14 protein-coding genes are annotated in these 18482 nt (G+C 71.1%); 10 read left to right on the top strand and 4 right to left on the bottom strand.

What is annotated here, in order from left to right:
- Positions 1-12 precede the first annotated feature (12 nt).
- The 7 genes from J2X46_RS02290 to J2X46_RS02260 all read left to right on the top strand — a co-directional run bounded on the left by J2X46_RS02290 (position 13) and on the right by J2X46_RS02260 (position 10178).
- Complete coding sequence (locus tag J2X46_RS02290; protein WP_310246388.1) at positions 13-942, top strand: glycosyltransferase family 2 protein; 930 nt, start codon at positions 13-15, stop codon at positions 940-942.
- Positions 939-1883: a glycosyltransferase family 2 protein gene (locus tag J2X46_RS02285; RefSeq protein ID WP_310246385.1), complete on the top strand. Its 945-nt coding sequence runs from the start codon at positions 939-941 to the stop codon at positions 1881-1883. Before J2X46_RS02290 ends, J2X46_RS02285 begins: the two co-directional genes overlap by 4 nt.
- 35 nt (positions 1884-1918) lie before the next feature.
- Positions 1919-3115 carry a UDP-galactopyranose mutase gene (gene glf, locus J2X46_RS02280; protein WP_310246382.1) on the top strand — a complete coding sequence of 399 codons (1197 nt, stop codon included), beginning with the start codon at positions 1919-1921 and terminating at the stop codon, positions 3113-3115.
- A complete protein-coding gene (locus J2X46_RS02275) occupies positions 3112-5154 on the top strand; it encodes a glycosyltransferase (RefSeq protein WP_310246379.1) in 2043 nt (680 codons plus the stop codon). Before glf ends, J2X46_RS02275 begins: the two co-directional genes overlap by 4 nt.
- Positions 5151-6137 (top strand): ABC transporter permease, encoded by a 987-nt coding sequence (locus tag J2X46_RS02270; RefSeq protein WP_310246376.1) that lies wholly within the window; start codon positions 5151-5153, stop codon positions 6135-6137. Before J2X46_RS02275 ends, J2X46_RS02270 begins: the two co-directional genes overlap by 4 nt.
- The gene (locus tag J2X46_RS02265; RefSeq protein ID WP_310246374.1) at positions 6137-6958 is read left to right on the top strand and encodes an ABC transporter ATP-binding protein; all 822 of its coding nucleotides are present in this window, start codon (positions 6137-6139) and stop codon (positions 6956-6958) included. The genes J2X46_RS02270 and J2X46_RS02265 overlap by 1 nt, the downstream gene beginning before the upstream one ends.
- Positions 6959-7451: 493 nt before the next feature.
- Complete coding sequence (locus J2X46_RS02260) at positions 7452-10178, top strand: FG-GAP-like repeat-containing protein (protein WP_310246371.1); 2727 nt, start codon at positions 7452-7454, stop codon at positions 10176-10178.
- A gap of 16 nt (positions 10179-10194) precedes the next feature.
- Here the strand turns inward: J2X46_RS02260 and J2X46_RS02255 are convergent, their stop codons facing one another.
- The 4 genes from J2X46_RS02255 to cofD all read right to left on the bottom strand — a co-directional run bounded on the left by J2X46_RS02255 (position 10195) and on the right by cofD (position 13699).
- Entirely contained in the window at positions 10195-10914 is a 720-nt protein-coding gene (locus tag J2X46_RS02255; RefSeq protein WP_310246368.1) for a TIGR03089 family protein, read from the bottom strand.
- 19 nt (positions 10915-10933) lie between these two features.
- The gene (locus J2X46_RS02250; protein WP_310246366.1) at positions 10934-11671 is read right to left on the bottom strand and encodes a DUF3105 domain-containing protein; all 738 of its coding nucleotides are present in this window, start codon (positions 11669-11671) and stop codon (positions 10934-10936) included.
- A 100-nt stretch (positions 11672-11771) separates the two neighbouring features.
- Positions 11772-12671, bottom strand: a complete 900-nt coding sequence (cofE, locus tag J2X46_RS02245; RefSeq protein WP_310246363.1) for a coenzyme F420-0:L-glutamate ligase — start codon at positions 12669-12671, stop codon at positions 11772-11774.
- Complete coding sequence (gene cofD / locus J2X46_RS02240) at positions 12668-13699, bottom strand: 2-phospho-L-lactate transferase (RefSeq protein WP_310246361.1); 1032 nt, start codon at positions 13697-13699, stop codon at positions 12668-12670. Before cofD ends, cofE begins: the two co-directional genes overlap by 4 nt.
- Positions 13700-13874: 175 nt before the next feature.
- On the opposite strand from cofD, the gene J2X46_RS02235 reads away from it, so the two are divergent.
- The 3 genes from J2X46_RS02235 to J2X46_RS02225 all read left to right on the top strand — a co-directional run bounded on the left by J2X46_RS02235 (position 13875) and on the right by J2X46_RS02225 (position 18479).
- Positions 13875-14135: a WhiB family transcriptional regulator gene (locus J2X46_RS02235; protein WP_310246358.1), complete on the top strand. Its 261-nt coding sequence runs from the start codon at positions 13875-13877 to the stop codon at positions 14133-14135.
- Positions 14136-14206: 71 nt separating this feature from the next.
- Positions 14207-17098, top strand: a complete 2892-nt coding sequence (locus tag J2X46_RS02230) for a glycosyltransferase family 2 protein (protein WP_310246356.1) — start codon at positions 14207-14209, stop codon at positions 17096-17098.
- A complete protein-coding gene (locus tag J2X46_RS02225) occupies positions 17091-18479 on the top strand; it encodes a DUF5719 family protein (RefSeq protein WP_310246353.1) in 1389 nt (462 codons plus the stop codon). The genes J2X46_RS02230 and J2X46_RS02225 overlap by 8 nt, the downstream gene beginning before the upstream one ends.
- Positions 18480-18482 lie beyond the last annotated feature (3 nt).

Raw genomic sequence — 18482 nt, 5'->3', positions numbered from 1 at the left:
AGTGTGTACGCCGTGACGTCCGGACCCCTGCCTCGCATCGTCGCGGTCGTGGTCACCTTCAACCGCCTCGGCCTGCTGGAGAAGCTGGTCGACCGGCTCGGCGAGATCGACGGCCTCGCCGAGGTGCTCGTCGTCGACAACGCCTCGTCCGACGGCACCGGTGAGTGGCTCGCGGGCCGGTCCCACACCGGCGAGGTCCGGCTCCAGGGCCGCACCCTGACGAGCAACCGCGGTGGCGCCGGCGGCTTCCACGACGGACTCGCCTGGGCGATCGACCGCGACGCCGACCTGGTCTGGCTGATGGACGACGACGGGCTGCCCGACGTGGACTGCCTCGAGCGCCTGCTCGAGGAGACCGACAACCTCGACTTCTGGGGCCCGTTGGTCGTCGACGAGGCCGACCCGGGTCGCCTTGTGTTCCCGATCCGCCTCCCCGGCAGCACCCGCGTCGTGCACCAGGTCGACGACGTACGAAAGGCGGCGAAGGCCGACCGCATCGACGGGATCGTGATCCCGTTCAACGGCGTGCTGGTCACCAAGGAGCTGGTCGACCGGATCGGGCTCCCGCGCGAGGAGTTCTTCATCTGGGGCGACGACCACGAGTACCGGCTCCGCGCCGAGGAGGCCGGCGCCCGGGTCGCCACCGTCGTCACCGCCACCGTGCGCCACCCGAGCGTGGGCAACCTCGGCACGCCGATGATGTTCGGCCGCACGACCTACAACGACTCCCCGAGCGACCTCAAGCACTACTGCATGGCCCGCAACAACCTGGTCAACCTCCGCGACTACAGGGGCCCGCTCCACGCGACGGCCTTCGTGGTGAAGACCGCGTGGTTCTACACCTTCACCCGGCCCAGCCTGTCGCGGCTGCGGCTCAGCCTCAGCGCCATGCGCGCCGGCATCGCCGGCGACTTCGACGGCCACCGGAGGTTCCTGGCGTGAGTTTCGAGGCTCGCTCCGCTCGCACCTCAACCACCGACAGAGCCGAGAGCGTCGCGGTCGTCGTCGTCACGCACAACCGCGCCGACCTGCTGGGCCGCCTGCTCGACGGGCTGGCCGCCCAGACCCGGCGTCCCGACGCCGTCGTCGTGGTCGACAACGCGAGCACCGACCACACCGCCGAGCTGCTCTCCGGCCGCGCCGACCTGCCGCTGCACGTCGTCACCCAGGACAACCTCGGCGGAGCCGGCGGCTTCCACCGCGGCGTCCGGGAGGCGTACGACGCGGGCTGGGACCGCGTATGGCTCATCGACGACGACGTGGTGCCCGCACCCGGCTGCCTCGAGGCGCTGATGGCGATCGACGAGGACTGCCTGATCGCGGTGCGCGAGGACCTGTCCGGCGCGCTGGTGGAGAAGGCCGCCATCGACTTCGACCTGCGCAACCCGCTCGCGATCCACCCCAAGCGCTCGGCCGTCGACACCGTCTACGCCGACCGGGCCTCGATGCCCGCGCTGGTCGAGGTGCAGAACGTCGCCTTCGAGGGCTTCATGGCCCGCCGGGCGGTGGTGGAGCAGATCGGCTTCCCCGACCCCACCTTCTTCATCTTCTACGACGACGCCGAGTACGCCGTCCGCGCCCGCCGCGCCGGCCACCGGATCATGGCCGTCCGCGACGCCGTGCTGGTGCGCCAGCTCGACTTCAACCAGCAGCACGACCTGTCGGGCTGGAAGGGCTTCTACATGTACCGCAACCTCTTCGTGGTGCACCTGCGCCACGGGGAGAACGCCCTGGTCCGGCTCAAGCCGTGGCTGATCACCGTCGCCGTGGTGCTGCTCAGCCCGGTCCGCGGCGGCCGGGCCGAGGCCCGCAACGTGATCCGCGCCATGGCCTCGGCGCGGGGCATGCGCCGCCTCTCCGATCCGGCCCGACCCCCTCGCTAGACTCGAGCAGCCTCTCAACCTCAGGAGTTCTTCCCTTGTCCCAGGGCTCACCCGACCTTCCCGACCTCGTCATCGTCGGCGCCGGCCTCTTCGGCCTCACCATCGCCGAACGCTGTGCCGAGGAGCTGGGCCTCCGCGTGCTCATCCTCGACCGGCGCCACCACCTCGGCGGCAACGCTTACTCCGAGCGCGACCCCGAGACCAACGTCGAGGTGCACAAGTACGGCGCCCACCTCTTCCACACCTCCAACGAGCGCGTGTGGGAGTACGCCAACCGCTTCACGTCGTTCACGGACTACAAGCACCGGGTCTTCGGCAAGTACCAGGGGCAGGTCTACTCCCTGCCGATGAACCTGTCGCTGATCAACCAGTTCTTCGGCAAGTCGCACACGCCCGAGGAGGCGCGTGCGCTGATCGCCGAGCAGTCCAGCGAGATTGCCACCGAGGACGCCTCGAACCTCGAGGAGAAGGCGATCAGCCTGATCGGCCGCCCGCTCTACGAGGCGTTCATCAAGGGCTACACCGCCAAGCAGTGGCAGACCGACCCCACCGAGCTGAGCGCCGACATCATCACCCGCCTGCCGGTGCGCTACACCTTCCAGAACGGTTGGTTCAGCGACACCTACGAGGGCCTGCCGACCGACGGCTACACCGCGTGGCTGACCAAGATGGCCGACCACCCGAACATCGAGGTCCGCCTCGAGACCGACTTCTTCGACGTCGCCGACGACTACAAGGGCAAGGTCCCGATCGTCTACACCGGCCCCGTCGATGAATACTTCGGCAACTCCGAGGGCCGCCTGTCGTGGCGCACCGTCGACCTGGAGGAGAGCGTCGTCGACACCGACGACTTCCAGGGCACCGGCGTCGTCAACTACAACGACCAGGACGTCCCCTTCACCCGGATCATCGAGTTCAAGCACTTCCACCCCGAGCGGGAGAAGACCCACCTTCCGGGCAAGAGCGTGATCGTGCACGAGTACAGCCGCTTCGCGGAGGAGGGCGACGAGCCCTACTACCCCGTCAACACGGCTGAGGACCGCGAGAAGCTGCTGAAGTATCGCGAGCTCGCCAAGGCCGAGCCGATGGTGCTCTTCGGCGGCCGCCTCGGCACCTACAAGTACCTCGACATGCACATGGCGATCGGCTCGGCCCTGTCCATGTACGACAACAAGCTCAAGCCGCACTTCACCGAGGGCGTCGAGCTGACCAGCGGAGGCATCGAGGCATGAGCGCCACCACACCCGGCACCGTCACCCGCCTGCTCCAGCGGCAGATCCTGCCGCTCGACCGCGACACCGACGTCTTCCCCCTCTACGTCGACCTGGAGGAGCCGAAGCTCGACACCGACCGGTTCGAGGTGGGCGGCAACACCGCGGCGAAGGACCTCAACAACGCAGCGATCCGCCAGTCGACCTCCACGGGTCGCAAGCTCCACCCCGACCAGATCCGCTCGCGCACCGCGCTGCGGCTCGAGCCCTCCCAGCTGCTGTCCTTCGGCACGTACTTCAACGCCTTCCCGGCGTCGTACTGGCGTCGGCACACGGTGGTCACCGACGTCGAGCTGACCGTCTCGGTCACCGGCACCGGCTCGGTCGTCACGGTCTACAAGTCGATGGCCCGTGGCCACTCCCAGCGCGTCGGGGCCGCGACGGTGACGGAGGAGTCGGGCACCTTCACCTTCGCCCTGTCGCTGAAGCCGTTCGTCGACGGCGGCTGGTACTGGTACGACGTCGTCGCCGGCGACCACGGGGCGACCGTGGAGTCCGCCGAGTGGACCGCCGGGGTCCCGGCCGACCGCGCCGAGCACGGCACCGTCGACGTCTGCATCACCACGATGCTGCCCGACATGAGCGCCCAGCTGCTGGGCCAGCTCGGCTCGACCGAGGAGCTCCAGCCCTACCTCGACACCGTCCTGGTCATGGACCAGGGCAAGGACAAGGTCACCGACAGCACCCACTTCCCGGCGGCCAAGGCCGGCCTCGGTGACAAGCTCCGGGTCATCGTCCAGGGCAACCTCGGCGGCTCCGGCGGCTACGCCCGCGGCCAGCTCGAGAGCGTCCGCAAGGGCACCGCGACCTACGCGATGATGATGGACGACGACGTCGTCTGCGAGCCCGAGGGCATCATCCGCGCGGTCACCTTCGGCGACCTCGCCAAACGGCCGACCATCGTCGGCGGCCACATGTTCAACCTCTACAGCCGCGCCCAGCTGCACTCCTTCGGCGAGATCGTCCAGCCGTGGCGCTTCTGGTGGCAGACCCGCCTCGACGGCTACTCGCAGTGGGACTTCGGGGCCCGCAACCTGCGCTCCTCGCGCTGGCTGCACAAGCGCGCCGACGTCGACTTCAACGGCTGGTTCATGTGCCTGATCCCGCGGGTCGTGCTGGAGGAGGTCGGCCTCTCGCTGCCGATCTTCATCAAGTGGGACGACTCCGAGTTCGGCCTGCGCGCCAAGGAGGCCGGCTACCCGACGGTCTCGTTCCCCGGCGCCGCGGTGTGGCACGTGCCGTGGACCGACAAGAACGACGGCGTCGACTGGCAGTCGTACTTCCACCACCGCAACCGGATCATCGCGGCGCTGCTGCACTCGCCCTACGAGCGTGGCGGCCGGATGGTGCGCGAGAGCCTGAACCACCAGGTCAAGCACGTCGCGTCGCTGCAGTACTCCACCGCCGAGTTGCGGCACCTGGCGATGGAGGACGTGCTGCGCGGCCCGCACGCGCTGCACGGTGAGCTCGCCACCAAGCTGGGTGAGATCAACGCCTTCCGTAAGCAGTACTCCGACGCGCAGCTCCACGCCGACCGCGACGACCTGCCCCCGGTGCGCCGCAAGAAGCCGCCGAAGAAGGGCAAGGCCGACATCGAGATCCCGGGTCGCCTGAGCACGCTCATCGCCGCCGGCCTCGCGCCGATCCGTCAGCTGCGGCCGGTGCGCGAGATGGCCGACGAGTTCCCCGAGACCGAGCTCACCGCGATGGACGCCAAGTGGTGGAACCTCGTGAAGTACGACTCGGCCGTGGTCTCGATGAACGACGGCACGTCGGTCGCGCTCTACAAGCGCGACCCGGCGCACTACCGCGACCTGATGAAGCGCACGATCGAGATCCACCGTCGCTTCCACCGCGAGTGGCCTCAGCTCGCGCAGCAGTACCGCGACGCGCTGGGCGAGATCACCTCACCGGAGGCGTGGGAGAAGACCTTCGCTCCCTGGATGCAGGACGAGATGCAGGACGAGGTGCAGGACCACACCCCGGACGGCGATGCGTGAGCACGTCCACCACTTCTGAGGCGGTCCCCGACCCGCGCCCGGTCGAGGTCCGGCACGACCTCGCACACGTGCCGCTGGCCCCGCCGTCGCGCACGTCGGGCGTGCTCGAGGTGTTCCGGCGCCGCTACCTGCTGCGCCTGCTCGTGCGCCGCGAGATCCAGGCCCGCTATGCCGGGACGGCGTTCGGGCTGCTGTGGTCCTACATCAATCCGTTCACCCGGTTCCTGACGTTCTACCTGGTGTTCGGCCTGCTGCTCGGCCGCGGGCTCGGCATCCAGAACTTCGCCATCCACCTGTTCGCCGGGATGGTGCTGGTCAACTACTTCACCGAGTCGGTCACCGCGGGCACCCGGTCGCTGCTCTCCAACCGGGGTGTGATCACCAAGATGGCGATGCCGCGGGAGATGTTCCCCGTGGCGTCGATGCTCGTCTCGCTGTGGCACTCAGTCCCGCAGCTGTTCATCCTCGTCGTCGCGTGCGTCGCCACCGGCATCTGGGGCGGGGGGCCGCTCTGGGTCCCCGACGCCGTCGGCATGGGCGCGGCGCTGCTCGGCTTCCTCATCATCATGGTCTTCGGCACCGCGTTCGGCCTGATGTTCAGCTGCATCAACGTGCTGTTCCGCGACTTCCAGCGGATCGTGCAGACCTTCATCAACATGATCCCGTTCACCGCGCCGATGATGTATCCCTACTGGATCAGCTACAACCGGTTCGGGGGCGGGGTCTGGCACGAGATCTACCTCGCCAACCCGGTCGCCGAGGCGGTCCAGCTCATCCAGCGGGGTTTCTGGTACCCCACGTGCGACGGTCCCTGCGCGATGATGCCCAACCCCAATGGCGACGGCACCACTATCCCGGCGCCCGAGTTCGCCGACCACCTCTACACCCGTGGCTTCGTCACGCTGGCCGTCGGCCTGCTGCTGCTCGTCGTGGGTCAGTGGGTCTTCGCGCGGCTCGAGAAGTCGATCACGGAGCGTCTGTGATGACGACCTCGATCGTGGTGGACAACGTCACCAAGACCTTCCGCTACCAGTACCAGCGCACCCTCAAGCAGATGCTGCGACCCGACCGCCGCAAGCGGGAGGCCGCAGGAGAAGGGGACCAGCTGGAGGCCGGCGCGACCTTCAAGGCCCTCGACGGGGTGTCGTTCGAGGTCAAGCAGGGTGAGTCGATCGGGCTGATGGGCCTCAACGGCTCCGGCAAGTCGACCCTGCTCAAGCTGGTCAACGGCGTGATGGTCCCCGACGAGGGCCAGGTCCTCACGCGCGGCCGGATCTCGGGCCTGATCGCCACGGGCGCCGGCTTCCACAACGAGCTCTCCGGTCGCGACAACATCTACATGAACGCCGCCATGCTCGGGATGAGCAAGGAGGAGACCGACGCCAAGTTCGACGACATCGCCGGCTTCGCCGACGTCGGCCGCCAGCTCGACATGCCGGTGGGCAACTACTCCTCGGGACAGTTCGCGCGCCTCGGCTTCGCCGTCGCGGTGCACGTCGACTGCGACATCTTCATCGCCGACGAGGTGCTCGCCGTGGGGGACCGGCCCTTCAAGCGCAAGTGCCTCAAGCGCATGAAGGAGATCCGCGAGTCCGGCATCACGATGTTCTACGTGAGCCACTCCGCGGGCTCGGTCAAGAAGATGTGCGACCGCGCGATCGTGCTCGACAAGGGCAAGGTCGGCTTCGACGGCGACGTCGACGAGGCCATCAAGTACCTCCACTACGACGGCGACGACGACGAGCCCGACTCCGAGGAGTCCGAGGTCGACGAGCGCGACGACGCCCTAGCCAGCGACATCTGAGACGCACAGCGGGCTGCGAGGCACGAGCAGCACGCGTGGGTGCGGCCAGGTTGAGCAAGGACCACGGCTGAGGCACGAAGCCGTGACGTCCGCGTCGAAACCCCTCGTGGGAGGCAAGACGGCCCGAGCGCACGCCCAAAGGTGGCGGCACACGACATCGGGACGACGCCGCGTGATGTTGTACGCCGCCACGGTGGCGGCAGATCGCACCCGGAGCGGCCCGCTGGCTGAGATGTGCCGCCACCACCCGACGTACGCCCGGGGGAGCGGTGCGTGAGGCGCCTTTGCGTGCCCGAAAACCCGCCTCACACACCGCCCCGCGGCGTGTTGGGAGCGTGAAATCGACCGAATCGGTGAGAATTACACCGATGTAACGGCGTGTCGAGTGGAAATTACACCGTTGTAGTTACTCAGAAACTCTTCCGTGACTGGTGTGACTGGTGTGAACTTCTGCCTTGTGTGACCTTCCCCCACACAGGAACAGAGATTTCTCATGCGACCTCTCCAGGCCCGACTCGTCACGTTCTGCCAGCAGGTGCTGGCGCTCGGTGTCGTGCTCGTCGTCCTCACGCCCGCGTCCGGTGTGATCTCCCTCGACATCGTCGGTGAGCACCCGACCCGGTCCGCCGGCTCGTCGTCCGGCCTCGCGCCCGCCGCGCTGATGTCGGCCACGGTGCCGACCCGCGTGGTCAAGCCGACCGTCACCGAGGTGCCCCTCACCGGTGCGACCGGTGGCACGTTCGGCCTCCAGGGCCGCACGATCGCCGGCGGCGCCACCGACGCGCGCGTGGTGAGCAAGCCGCAGTCCGTCACCGGCTTCGCGGCCGTCGGTGTGACGTGGAAGCACGGCGAGGACCTCGAGGAGGACCAGATCGCCCTCCAGGTGCGCACCCGCACCGGCGACACGTGGAGCGACTGGCAGGCCCTGGAGTACCACGACGAGCACGGCCCGGACGCCGGCAGCCCCGAGGCCGCCACGTCGCGCCCCGGCACCGAGCCGACGTTCGTCGGCGACGTCGACGACGTCCAGGTGAAGGCGGCCACCGACGGCGTCTCCCTGCCCGACGACCTGTCCCTCGCCCTGGTGAACCCCGGTTCGGCCAAGTCGAGCGAGACCGAGGCCCCGGCCGAGCAGCCCGACGCCGGCACCGCGACCTACGAGCAGGACTACGACGACCTCGGTGCGCTGGAGTCCGGCACGGGATCGAAGGACGGCATCACGCTGCAGGCCAACGTGCAGGCGAAGAAGGCCGTCGCGCAGCCGACCATCTACTCGCGGGCCCAGTGGGGTGCGGACGAGAGCATCCGCAACAAGAGCTCGCTGCGCTACGGCACCATCAACGGCGGCTTCGTCCACCACACGGTCAACGCCAACGACTACACCGAGGCCCAGGTGCCCGCGATCATCCGCAGCATCTACGCCTACCACGTGAAGTCCCGCGGCTGGAGCGACATCGGCTACAACTTCCTCGTCGACCGGTTCGGCCGGATCTGGGAGGGCCGCTACGGCGGCATCGACAAGCCCGTCGTCGGCGCGCACACGCTCAACTACAACCAGTACTCCTTCGCGATGTCGGCGATCGGCAACTACGAGACCGCCCAGCCGAGCGACGTGATGCTGCAGGCCTACGGCCAGCTCTTCGCCTGGAAGCTCTCGCTGCACGGCGTGAACCCCGCGTCGATGTCTCAGAAGATCGGCAGCAAGACCTTCGCCGCCATCAACGGCCACCGCGACGCCGGCTCGACCGCCTGCCCGGGCAAGTACCTCTACGCCCAGATCCCGCTCATCCGCCAGTACGCCAGCGCGGCCGCGCCGACCACGCCCGCGGTCGTCCCGATCGCGGTGTCGGAGCCCAGCCCGCAGAACAACCTCGACGCGTCGCCGTACCCCGACCTCGTGGTCCGACGGGCCGCCGACGGTCGCGGCATGGTCATCCCGACCGGCGGCCTGACGTCGTTCCAGAAGCGCACCGTGGTGGGCAGGTCCGGCTGGGACAAGCGGGCCGACGTGCTCGTCTCGCCCGACCTCACCGGAGATGGCCTGGCCGACCTGGTCACCGTCGACGCGTCCGGCGCGGTCCGGATCCGGGCGGGCAAGGGCAACGGCAAGTTCGGCGCCACCGCGAAGAAGCTGAGCCTCCGCGGCTACTCGCTGATCACCGCCGTCGGTGACATCAACGGTGACGGGCGCAACGACCTGGTCGCGCGCTTCAAGGGTCGGCTCACGACGCTGCTCGCGACCGGCCGGGGCGGCTTCGACCGCAAGACGACCCGCAAGGGCTACGGCAACTACCGGCAGCTCATCGGTGCCGGGGACGTCAACGGAGACGGTCGCGCCGACCTCCTGGTGCGCACGAAGAACCGTCTCTACCTCCAGACCGGCTACGGCACCGGCCGCTTCGCCCCGCCGGCACGCGTCGCGGGCTCCTGGAGCAAGTTCAACCGCCTGGTGGCCGGCGACTTCAACCGCGACGGCGTGCCCGACCTGGTGGCGCGCTCCAGCAGCGGCAAGGTGCTGATGCTGCCGGGTCGCGGCAACGGGACGTACGGCGCCGCGCTCGGCCCCGCGACCAACCTCAAGACCATGCGCTGGATCACCGGCACCAACCTGGTGGGCGGCTCGGGTGCTGACCTGATCGGCGTCTCCGGCAAGCAGCTCGTCGTCGTCGCCAACCGCGACACCTTCGAGCTCGGCTCGCCGATCGACACCGGCGTCTCGTTCGCGGGCATGGACGTCCTGCTCAACGCCGGCGACGTCAACCGCGACGGTCACGGCGACGTCGTCACCCGCGACACCGGCGGCCAGCTCTGGCTCTTCGCCGGCACCGGCACGGGAACCCTCGCGCCGCGCGTCTCGCTGGGCACCGGCTGGAACTCGGCCTCCGGCCTGACGGCCGTGGGCGACGTGACCGGCGACGGCATCCCCGACCTGATCGGCACCGTCGGCACCACCGTCACCGTGTGGCCCGGCACCGGGTCCGCCTTCGGCACCGGCGTGCCCGTCAAGGGCAAGGTGCCCTCCCGGGCCGGCCTGCCGAGCGACCTGTCGGGCTTCGACTGGGTGCTGGAGGTGCAGCCGATGACGCTGAAGGGCTCGGGCGACTTCATCGTCCGCGACCGGACCAACGGCCTGGCCTACGTCTACGGCGGCCGCAAGAAGGGCGTCTCGACCCCGCGGGTGCTGGGTGAGGGAATGGGGGCCTACGACCTGGCGGGGTGACCCGCGAGAGCCGCGATCAGGCCCGGGCCGTCGCCCGTTCGGCGTCGTAGACGCCGTCGAGACGAGCCGGGTCGGGATTGCGGACGAGGACCAGCGAGCCGCCTCTTCCGAGGGGCTCGGTGAAGGTGGCCGTTCCTGGTGGGGAAGCCGGGTCGGCCACCGACAGAAGACGGCCGCCGTCGGTGAGAGAACTCCCGACGGCGGCCGTCAGGTCGTTCGAGCGGTCCCAGAGCTGGGCCTGGGTGAGGTCGTCGGTGGCGGGGTCGGCGTCGGCCGGCGGGTCCCACGCGGCGAAGCCGTCGGGCTGCGACCAGATCTCCACGCCGACATCGAGCACCCCGGCCGGCAGCGGGTCGGCGAAGCGTACGCCGAGGGGGCGCAGGCTGCAGGCCAGCACGGGCACGGCCGCCGCGCGGGGCGCCCACGCGTCGAGGGTGTCGGGGCCGCACACGACGCCGTCGGGCTCGTCGGAGGTGGTGACGCGCAGGCCGATCGTCCAGGCCGCGCCCAGGAAGACCGTCGAGAGCCAGTGCGGCGGCAGGTCGATCCGCAACGACATGCCGCGCTCGAGGTCGGCCACGTCGGTCAGCAGCCCGGACGCCTTGGCCACCCAGTTGGCGTACGTCGTCACCGACAGCTCGACCCGCTCGTCGGTGGCGTGGTCGTAGAACGTGACCAGCGGTCGCCCGGGCTCCCGCCGCAGCTGGGCGGCGAGGACCTCGGCGAAGGTGGTCATGCGGGCTCCCGGGGGAGGGTCAGACGACCGTGGGCTCCGGGGAGTCCATGTAGGGGTAGTCCTCCATGAAGGTCTCCAGCGCGCTGCCGCTCAGCTCGGAGCAGTACTGCCACACGCCGACCTGCTTGGAGGCGTCGGTCTCGCCGACACCGCCGACCGACCAGTGGGTGAAGGCGACGTGCTGGCCCTTGGGGAAGGCCTTGCCGTCGTCCTTGGTCCACGGCACGGCCTTGAACTTGTCGCGCAGGTTGGTGGTGCCCTGGAGTTTGGAGGCCATGCCGCGCAGCGTGTCCATGGCGTCGGAGTCGTCGGCGATCGTCTCGTCGTACCAGAGGATCGTGTAGCCGTGCTCGAGGTTGTGCACGAGCTCGCCCAGCTCGGGGCGGTCCGTCGTCGTGTAGAGCTTGCGGTCCATCGTGTCCCACATGTTCCAGTGCTGGCCGAAGGCCGGCGGGGCGTCCGGGTAGGTCATCGGCGTGCCGACGTCCACGTGGTCCTGGTTGCCGTCGGCCTTCTTGGTGGTGACCTTCTGGCAGACCGACGCCTTGGCGCCGATGTCGCTGAGCGAGTCGGAGGCGTAGGCACGCAGGTCGTACCAGTCCTTGAGCGGCTTGAAGGCCGCCGCTCCCACGATCAGCACGGCGACGAGGACGCACACGCCCACGATGGCCACGCCACGCCGGTTCTCGGCCTTGGACTGCTGGGAGCGGATGGAGTCGATGACCGCCTGACGGTCGGTCTTTGCCTGCTTGGCCACGGTGCTCGGTGTCTCTCGGTCGATGGAACTGCTGCGGATCTGCTGGGCTGCGCTGGCAGAGTCTACGTAGTACCGGGTGATGCGCCACACGGACGTCGCATCACGCGCGCCCGTCCCGTCGCTGCCAGTCCTCCCACGTCCACCCGTGCGCGAAGCAGACGGCGGCGACCGCGGTGCGGTCCGCGGCGTCGGGCAACCGGGCCAGGGCGGCGGCCAGCTCGTCGGCCGGGACGGGTGCGCCGAACGGCAACCGGTCAACCTCCGCACCCGCCAGGGCGCGTACGACGGCCTCCCGCGCGCCGAAGCCGAACAGGTCGCCGCCCTCGGGCCGTACCAGGGAGGTGGCGCCGGGCCCGTCCTCGCCCGGCGGCAGCACCAGGTCGGCGCGCCCCCTCACCACGGCGAGCGGACGACCGGCCAGCTTGCCCTGCGCGAGCTCGGCCGCGCCGGCCAGCTCGTCGGCGACCGCGGGCAGGGTGACGGCGAGCGGGTTGCCGTAGGGGTCGGTGCGGCCGGCGAAGTCCTCGGCCACCACGATCCCGGCGGCACCGATCGCGATGTCGGTCTGGCCCTCGCGCCACGCGCGCCCGGCCGTGTCGGTGACCACGACCCCGACGTTGGCGCCCGTCAGCTCGAGCAGCCGGCGGCGCAGGTCGCGGGCGCTGGCGTCGGGGTCGAGGGGGAGCAGCACGATCGAGCCGGCCTCGACGTTGGAGGCGTCCACGCCGGCCGCCGCCATCGTCAGGCCGAGCCGGTGGCGCACGATCCGGGTGGCGCCGCGTCGCGCCACCAGCCGCACCGTCTCCTCGTCGATCGCGTCCTCACGGTCGCCGACGCGGGTGCGACCCTCGGCCTTGCTGACGACCTTGCTGGTCACGCAGACCACGTCGCCGTCCGCGAGGTCGGCACCGACCGCCGCCACCGCGAGGCCAGCGAGGTCGTCGCCGGGGGCCACCTCGGGCAGCCCGTCCGGCGCCCAGACCTCGAGCCGGCTGCTCACCCTGCGACCAGGGCGACCGCGGCGGCCGCCATCCGCGCGGTCGCGTCGTGGTCGGACATCATCAGCGGCACCGCCTCGGCCGCGAGGCCGGCCTCCGCCAGGCGCGGGAGCTGGTCGGCGTCGCGCTCGTCGACCAGCCAGCCGTCGAGCACACCCCCGGAGGCGCGGGAGCCGTAGTGGAGCCCGACGGCGGCGGCGCTGACCTCGACGCCGATGCTCGCCAGCACCTGCGCGGCCATGCCGCGGACGTGGGCGCCGCCGACGATGGGGGAGAGGCCCACGACGGGTGCGGACGTCGTACGGACCGCGTCGCGGATGCCGGGGACGCCGAGGATGGTGCCCACGGAGACCACCGGGTTCGACGGTGGCAGCACGACGAGGTCGGTGTCGGTGATCGCCTCGAGCACGCCGGGGGCGGGAGTGGCGCTGTCCTGGCCGACGACCAGCACCGACTCGGCCGGCACCTCGGCGCGCAGGCGCACCCAGTACTCCTGGAAGTGGACCACCCGGCGTCCGCTCGGGCTCTCGGGATCCGCGATCGCGATGTGGGTCTCGACCCGGTCGTCGCTCATCGGCAGCAGGCGCACGCCCGGCTGCCAGCGGCGGCACAGCGCCTCGGTGACCTGCGACAGCGGGAAGCCCGCCTCGAGCATCTGCGTGCGCACCAGGTGGGTGGCGATGTCGCGGTCGCCCAGCCCGAACCACGTCGGCTCGACGCCGTAGGCCTCGAGCTCGGTCTTCGCGCTCCAGGTCTCCTCGCGTCGACCCCACCCGCGCTCGACGTCGATCCCGTCGCCGAGGGTGTACATGACGGTGTCGAGATCGGGGCACACCTTGAGCCCGTGGATCCACCAGTCGTCGGCCGTGTTGGCGACGACGGTGACCTTGGTGTCAGGCGAGCCGCCGGGGACCGCACCGGTGCGCAAGCCGTGGAGGAGGCCCTGGAGGAAGCGGGCGCCGCCGACGCCTCCCGAGAGCACGGTCACACGGCGAAGGGGGGCTGAGGGGGGCCGGGTCGAGGAAGGCATCGGCGCGGATGATGACATAGGAACAGCCTGCCCGAAGCAGAATGGCGATATCGCATCCCATAGCAGATCCGGGCTTGACTTCACGGTACGACAGGCATGTAATTCCCACAGTGTCGTTCAGTTCTGAACAACGGGTCGCAGCACCGGGCCCAGGGTCGAAAAGGGGCGTAGAGCCATGAGAGCAGAACTGTTTCTCCTCGAGCCCGAGGGCGAGGAGTTCGGTTGGCAGGACCGCGCGTTGTGCGCGCAGACGGACCCCGAGGCGTTCTTCCCCGAGAAGGGTGGATCGACTCGGGAGGCCAAGAAGGTCTGCCTGACGTGCGAGGTCCGCAACGAGTGTCTGGAGTCCGCTCTGATGAACGACGAGCGCTTCGGCATCTGGGGCGGGCTGTCCGAGCGCGAGCGCCGCAAGCTGAAGAAGAGCGCCGCCGGCTGAGCGACTTCGCCAGTCCTGTCGCCGTTTTCGCTGCTTTTTGAGGGCGTGGAGTGCCTCGCTAAGGTGCTCCGGTGACTGTCACCGCGCTACTCGTCAGCCACGACGGGGCGCGATGGCTCCCAGCAGTTCTCGCTGGTCTGACCGGGCAGACCCTCCCGGTGGACCGCGTCGTGGCTGTCGACACCACGAGCCGCGACGACAGCGTCTCTCTCCTGCGCGAGGCGCTCGGTGAACCGTCCGACCGCGTGGTCGTCGACGTGGTCCCCGGCTCGACCAACTACCCCGCCGCCGTCCGTCACGGACTGGGCCTGGCGCCCGCCGTCGCCGACGACGAGTGGGTCTGGCTGCTGCACGACGACAGCAACCCGGACCCGACCGCGCTGGCCGAGCTCCTCGCCGCCGCGCACGAGCACCCCGAGGCCGCGATCCTCGGCCCGAAGCTGCGCGAGTGGCCCTCGCTGCGCCGGTTGCTCGAGGTCGGCCTGACCATCTCCGGCACCGGTCACCGCGAGACTGGTCTGGAGCGGGGTGAGTACGACCAGGGCCAGCACGACGCCGTGCGCGAGGTGCTGGCGGTCAACACCGCGGGCATGCTGGTCCGCCGCCGGGTGCTGGAGTCGCTCGGTGGTCTGGACGAGGAGCTGCCGATCTTCGGCAACGACATCGACTTCGGCTGGCGGGCCGCGCTCGCCGGGCACCGCACGCTGGTGGTGCCGCAGGCGGTCGTCTTCCACGCCGAGGCCGCGCACCGCGGCATCCGGCGTACGCCGATCACGGGTCGCCACACCCACTACCAGGAGCGCCGCGCCGCGATCTTCACGTCGCTGGCCAACGTGTCGTCGCGGGCGCTGCCGTGGCAGTACGCCCGCCTCTTCTTCGGCTCCCTCCTGCGGATGCTCGGCTACCTCGGCGTGCGCTCGGTGGGAGAGGCCCTCGACGAGCTGGCCGCGGTGCTGTCCGTGCACGGCCGTCCCGGCCAGGTGCGGGCCGCGCGCAAGGAGCGAGCCGGTCGCCGCGACGGCGAGCCCGCCGACGTACGACGCCTGCTGGCGCCGGCGTGGCTGCCCTACCGGCACGGGCTGGACTTCGTCACCGACCTCGCGGCCGCGGCGACCAGCCAGGCCGCCGACGTCGCCGAGCGACGCCGGCTCGCCAAGACCCCCGACGCGGCGCCGGCGCAGGACCAGCGTCGCGGACCTGCGGAGGACGACGAGGAGGCCTACCTCACCGACACCGGCCTGGTGGCCCGCTTCTTCACCAACCCCGTCGCGGTGGTGCTGGTGCTCTTCGGGGTGCTCGCGCTCGTCGCCGGGCGCGAGGCCTTCGGGTCGATCACCGGTGGCGCGCTGTCGCCGGTGCCGGCCGCGGCCGGTGACTGGTGGCGCCTGCACGTCTCCTCCTGGCACCCGCTCGGCACGGGCACCGACGTCCCGGCGCCTGCCTACGTGCTGCCATTCGCGCTCGCGGCGTCCGTGCTGCTGGGCCACACCGGCGCCGTGGTGTCCGGCCTGATGCTCCTCGCCGTGCCGATCGCGGCCTGGGGCGCGTGGCGCCTGCTCAAGGTGGTCGGCCACCTCGTCGACCCGCTCGGCCTGCCGCGCTGGCTCGTGGTCTGGGGTGCGCTGTCCTACGCCCTCGTCCCGGTCACGTCCGGCGCCTGGGGCGAGGGGCGCTTCGGCACCGTCGCGGTCGCTGCGCTGCTGCCGTGGGCCGCCCACGCCGCGCTCGGCTTCGTCGACCCCGACCGCGACCGGCGCTGGCGCGCCGCGTGGCGCACGGCCGTGCTAGTCGCGCTCGCCGCCGCCTTCGTGCCGGGCTTCTGGCTCTTCACCCTGCTGGCGACCGCGGTCGTCCTCGGCGGCGCCGCGATCATCGCCCCGCGCCTGCTGAAGGAGCGCGACAGCTGGGGCCCGCCGGTCGTGGCCGTCGCGGCCACCCCCGTGCTGCTCGCGCCGTGGCTGCTGCCCCTGCTGACCACCGGCTCCGCGTCGGGCCTGCTGCTCGAGGCCGGCCGGATCACCGTCGACCAGGTCACCTTCACCGGCCTGCTCACCGGCCGGCTCAACGAGCTGGGCGCCCCGCTGTGGCTCGGCGTGGTGCTCGGCCTGCTCGCGTTCGCCGCGCTCATCCCGCGTCGTACGCGCGTCGCGGTGGCCATCTGCTGGCTCGTCGCGCTCGCCGCGGCCCTCGTCTCCGGCGTCCTCTCGCACGTCACGCTCGACCTGCCCGCGGCGACGACGCGACCCAGCCTCGGCCTGTTCGTGGTGATCCTCCAGGGCACCTCGATCGTGGCCGTCGTGCTGGGCGCCGACGCCTACCTCCGCCGCCTCGACGTGGACCACCCGTGGTGGCAGCGCGGGCTCGCGACCGCGCTCGCCGTCGTGGCTGCTGCCGTCCCGATCGGCGGGCTGGCCTGGTGGCTCGGCACGCCCGACAACGCGATGGCGCGCGACGCCGAGCAGACGGTGCCGGTCTACATGGAGCAGAGCTCGTTGCTCGGCGACGAGCACGGCGTGCTCGTGCTCGACGGCTCGGTCGAGAACGGCATCACCTACCGGATCCGCCGCGACGACGGCACCACCCTGGGTGAGGACGAGATCCTCACCCTCACCGACGAGGACACCGAGCTGACCGCCGAGGTGAAGGCGCTCGTGTCGGCGCCCACTCCCGGCGTGGTGGCGGCGCTCGGCTCGCGCGGCATCGAGTACGTCGTCCTCACCGCGCCCGCCGACGGGCACGTCTCCTCCCTGCTCGACGCCACGGCCGGTCTCGACCAGGCCAGCGCCGAGGACCGCACCACCCGCGCCTGGCACGTCGACCGCCCGCTCGACGCCTCGGCTCTCGACGGCGACGGCTCGTGGTGGCGGGCGGTGCTGCTCGTCGTGCAGGGCGTGGCGATCATCGTCGCGCTCGTGCTGGCGGCCCCGACCGTCCGGCAGGGGAGGAGGGGTCGCGATGACTGAGCCCACGGCCACCCCCGGGCGGCGTCGCGTCGCGCAGGCGACGCGCCGGCGTCCGTCGGCACTGACGCTGCTGGCGATCGCCATCCCGCTCCTGACGGTCGCCGCGCTCGGCCTGGTCCGACCCGCCGAGCCGCGCATGACGACGCACGCACCCACCGGGGCGCCCCTCGACCGCACCACCGCGGTGTGTCCCGCGCGGCTGCCCGGGGCCGACGCCCTGCGCCTCGGCAGCACCGACCTCGTCTCCGGCGAGCTGGCGCTCCGCGTCGGCCGCGAGGACGACACCCAGGACCTCGACTCCGGCGTCGCCGCACGCACCGAGCGGGAGCCCGTCGTGGTCAACGGCACCGGCGACCTTGCCCCCGGCCTGGTGGCGACCCGGTCCGGCGCCGGCTCTGCCGTGCGTTGCGACCAGCCCGCCCCCGAGCGCTGGTTCACCGGCGTCGGCGCCTCGGCCGAGCACTCCTCGACGCTCACGCTGACCAACCCCGACAAGGGCCCCGCCGTCGCCGACGTGACGGTGTGGGACGGCAGCGGCCTGGTCGACGTGCCCGCCCTGCGCGGGGTCCGGGTGCCCGGCGGCCGGTCCGCCTCCTTCGACCTCTCCGAGGTCACCCCCAACCGCGACGCCCTCGCCATCCGGGTCACGGTGTCCCGCGGCCGGCTCGCCTCCAGCGTCGTCGACCTGGTCGACCCGCTCGGCCGCGCGAAGCCCGTGCGCGAGTGGCTTCCTGCCCAGGCGGCGCCCGCCGCGACGTCGTACGTCGTCGGGGTGGGGGCGACGCCTTCCGACCGCACGCTCACACTGGCCAACCCCGGCGACAGCGAGGTCCGGGTCGGGCTCAAGCTGGTCAGCGGCGACAGCGAGTTCGCCCCCTCCGGTGTCGAGGAGATCACCCTGGCGCCGGCCTCGGTGAGCGAGGTCGACCTCGGTGGCGTCCTGCGCGGCAAGAACGCCGCCGGCGTCCAGGCGCTGCGGCTCGAGGCGACCGGCCCGGTCACCGCGAGCCTGCGCAGCCGGACGGAGTCCGACCTCTCGTTCTCGGTCGTCGGCACGACGGTCAACACCGAGGCGGGCGTGGCGCTGCCGGCCGGGGTGAAACGGATCCTGCTCGCCGGTGCGACGGCGCCCGGTGTCGTGACCGTCCAGGCCTGGGACGAGGACGGCGAGACCGTCGTGCGCGAGCGCCGCGTCGAGGTCGACCCGGCGACCTCGGCCCGGGTCAACCTGCCCAACGACGCGGTCCTCGCGCTGGTCCGGCTCGAGCGCACCGGCGCGGTCGTCTCGGTCGAGGTCAGTGACAAGGGCCTGTCGATGCTGCCCCTCGAGCAGCTGGAGACCACCAGTCAGGTGCCCGACGTCCGGCCGGCCCAGCGCTAGCCA

The organism is Nocardioides sp. BE266 (assembly GCF_031457855.1).
Lineage (GTDB): Bacteria > Actinomycetota > Actinomycetes > Propionibacteriales > Nocardioidaceae > Nocardioides.
This window is presented reverse-complemented; position numbering and strand designations above follow the sequence as displayed.

Excerpts from the sequence above, each read along its gene's own strand:
- J2X46_RS02275 (WP_310246379.1), top strand. The coding sequence starts at position 3,112 with ATGAGCGCCACCACACCCGGCACCGTCACCCGCCTGCTCCAGCGGCAG.
- J2X46_RS02265 (WP_310246374.1), top strand. The coding sequence starts at position 6,137 with ATGACGACCTCGATCGTGGTGGACAACGTCACCAAGACCTTCCGCTAC.
- J2X46_RS02260 (WP_310246371.1), top strand. The coding sequence starts at position 7,452 with ATGCGACCTCTCCAGGCCCGACTCGTCACGTTCTGCCAGCAGGTGCTG.
- J2X46_RS02255 (WP_310246368.1), bottom strand. The coding sequence starts at position 10,914 with ATGACCACCTTCGCCGAGGTCCTCGCCGCCCAGCTGCGGCGGGAGCCC.
- cofD (WP_310246361.1), bottom strand. The coding sequence starts at position 13,699 with ATGCCTTCCTCGACCCGGCCCCCCTCAGCCCCCCTTCGCCGTGTGACC.
- J2X46_RS02235 (WP_310246358.1), top strand. The coding sequence starts at position 13,875 with ATGAGAGCAGAACTGTTTCTCCTCGAGCCCGAGGGCGAGGAGTTCGGT.
- J2X46_RS02225 (WP_310246353.1), top strand. The coding sequence starts at position 17,091 with ATGACTGAGCCCACGGCCACCCCCGGGCGGCGTCGCGTCGCGCAGGCG.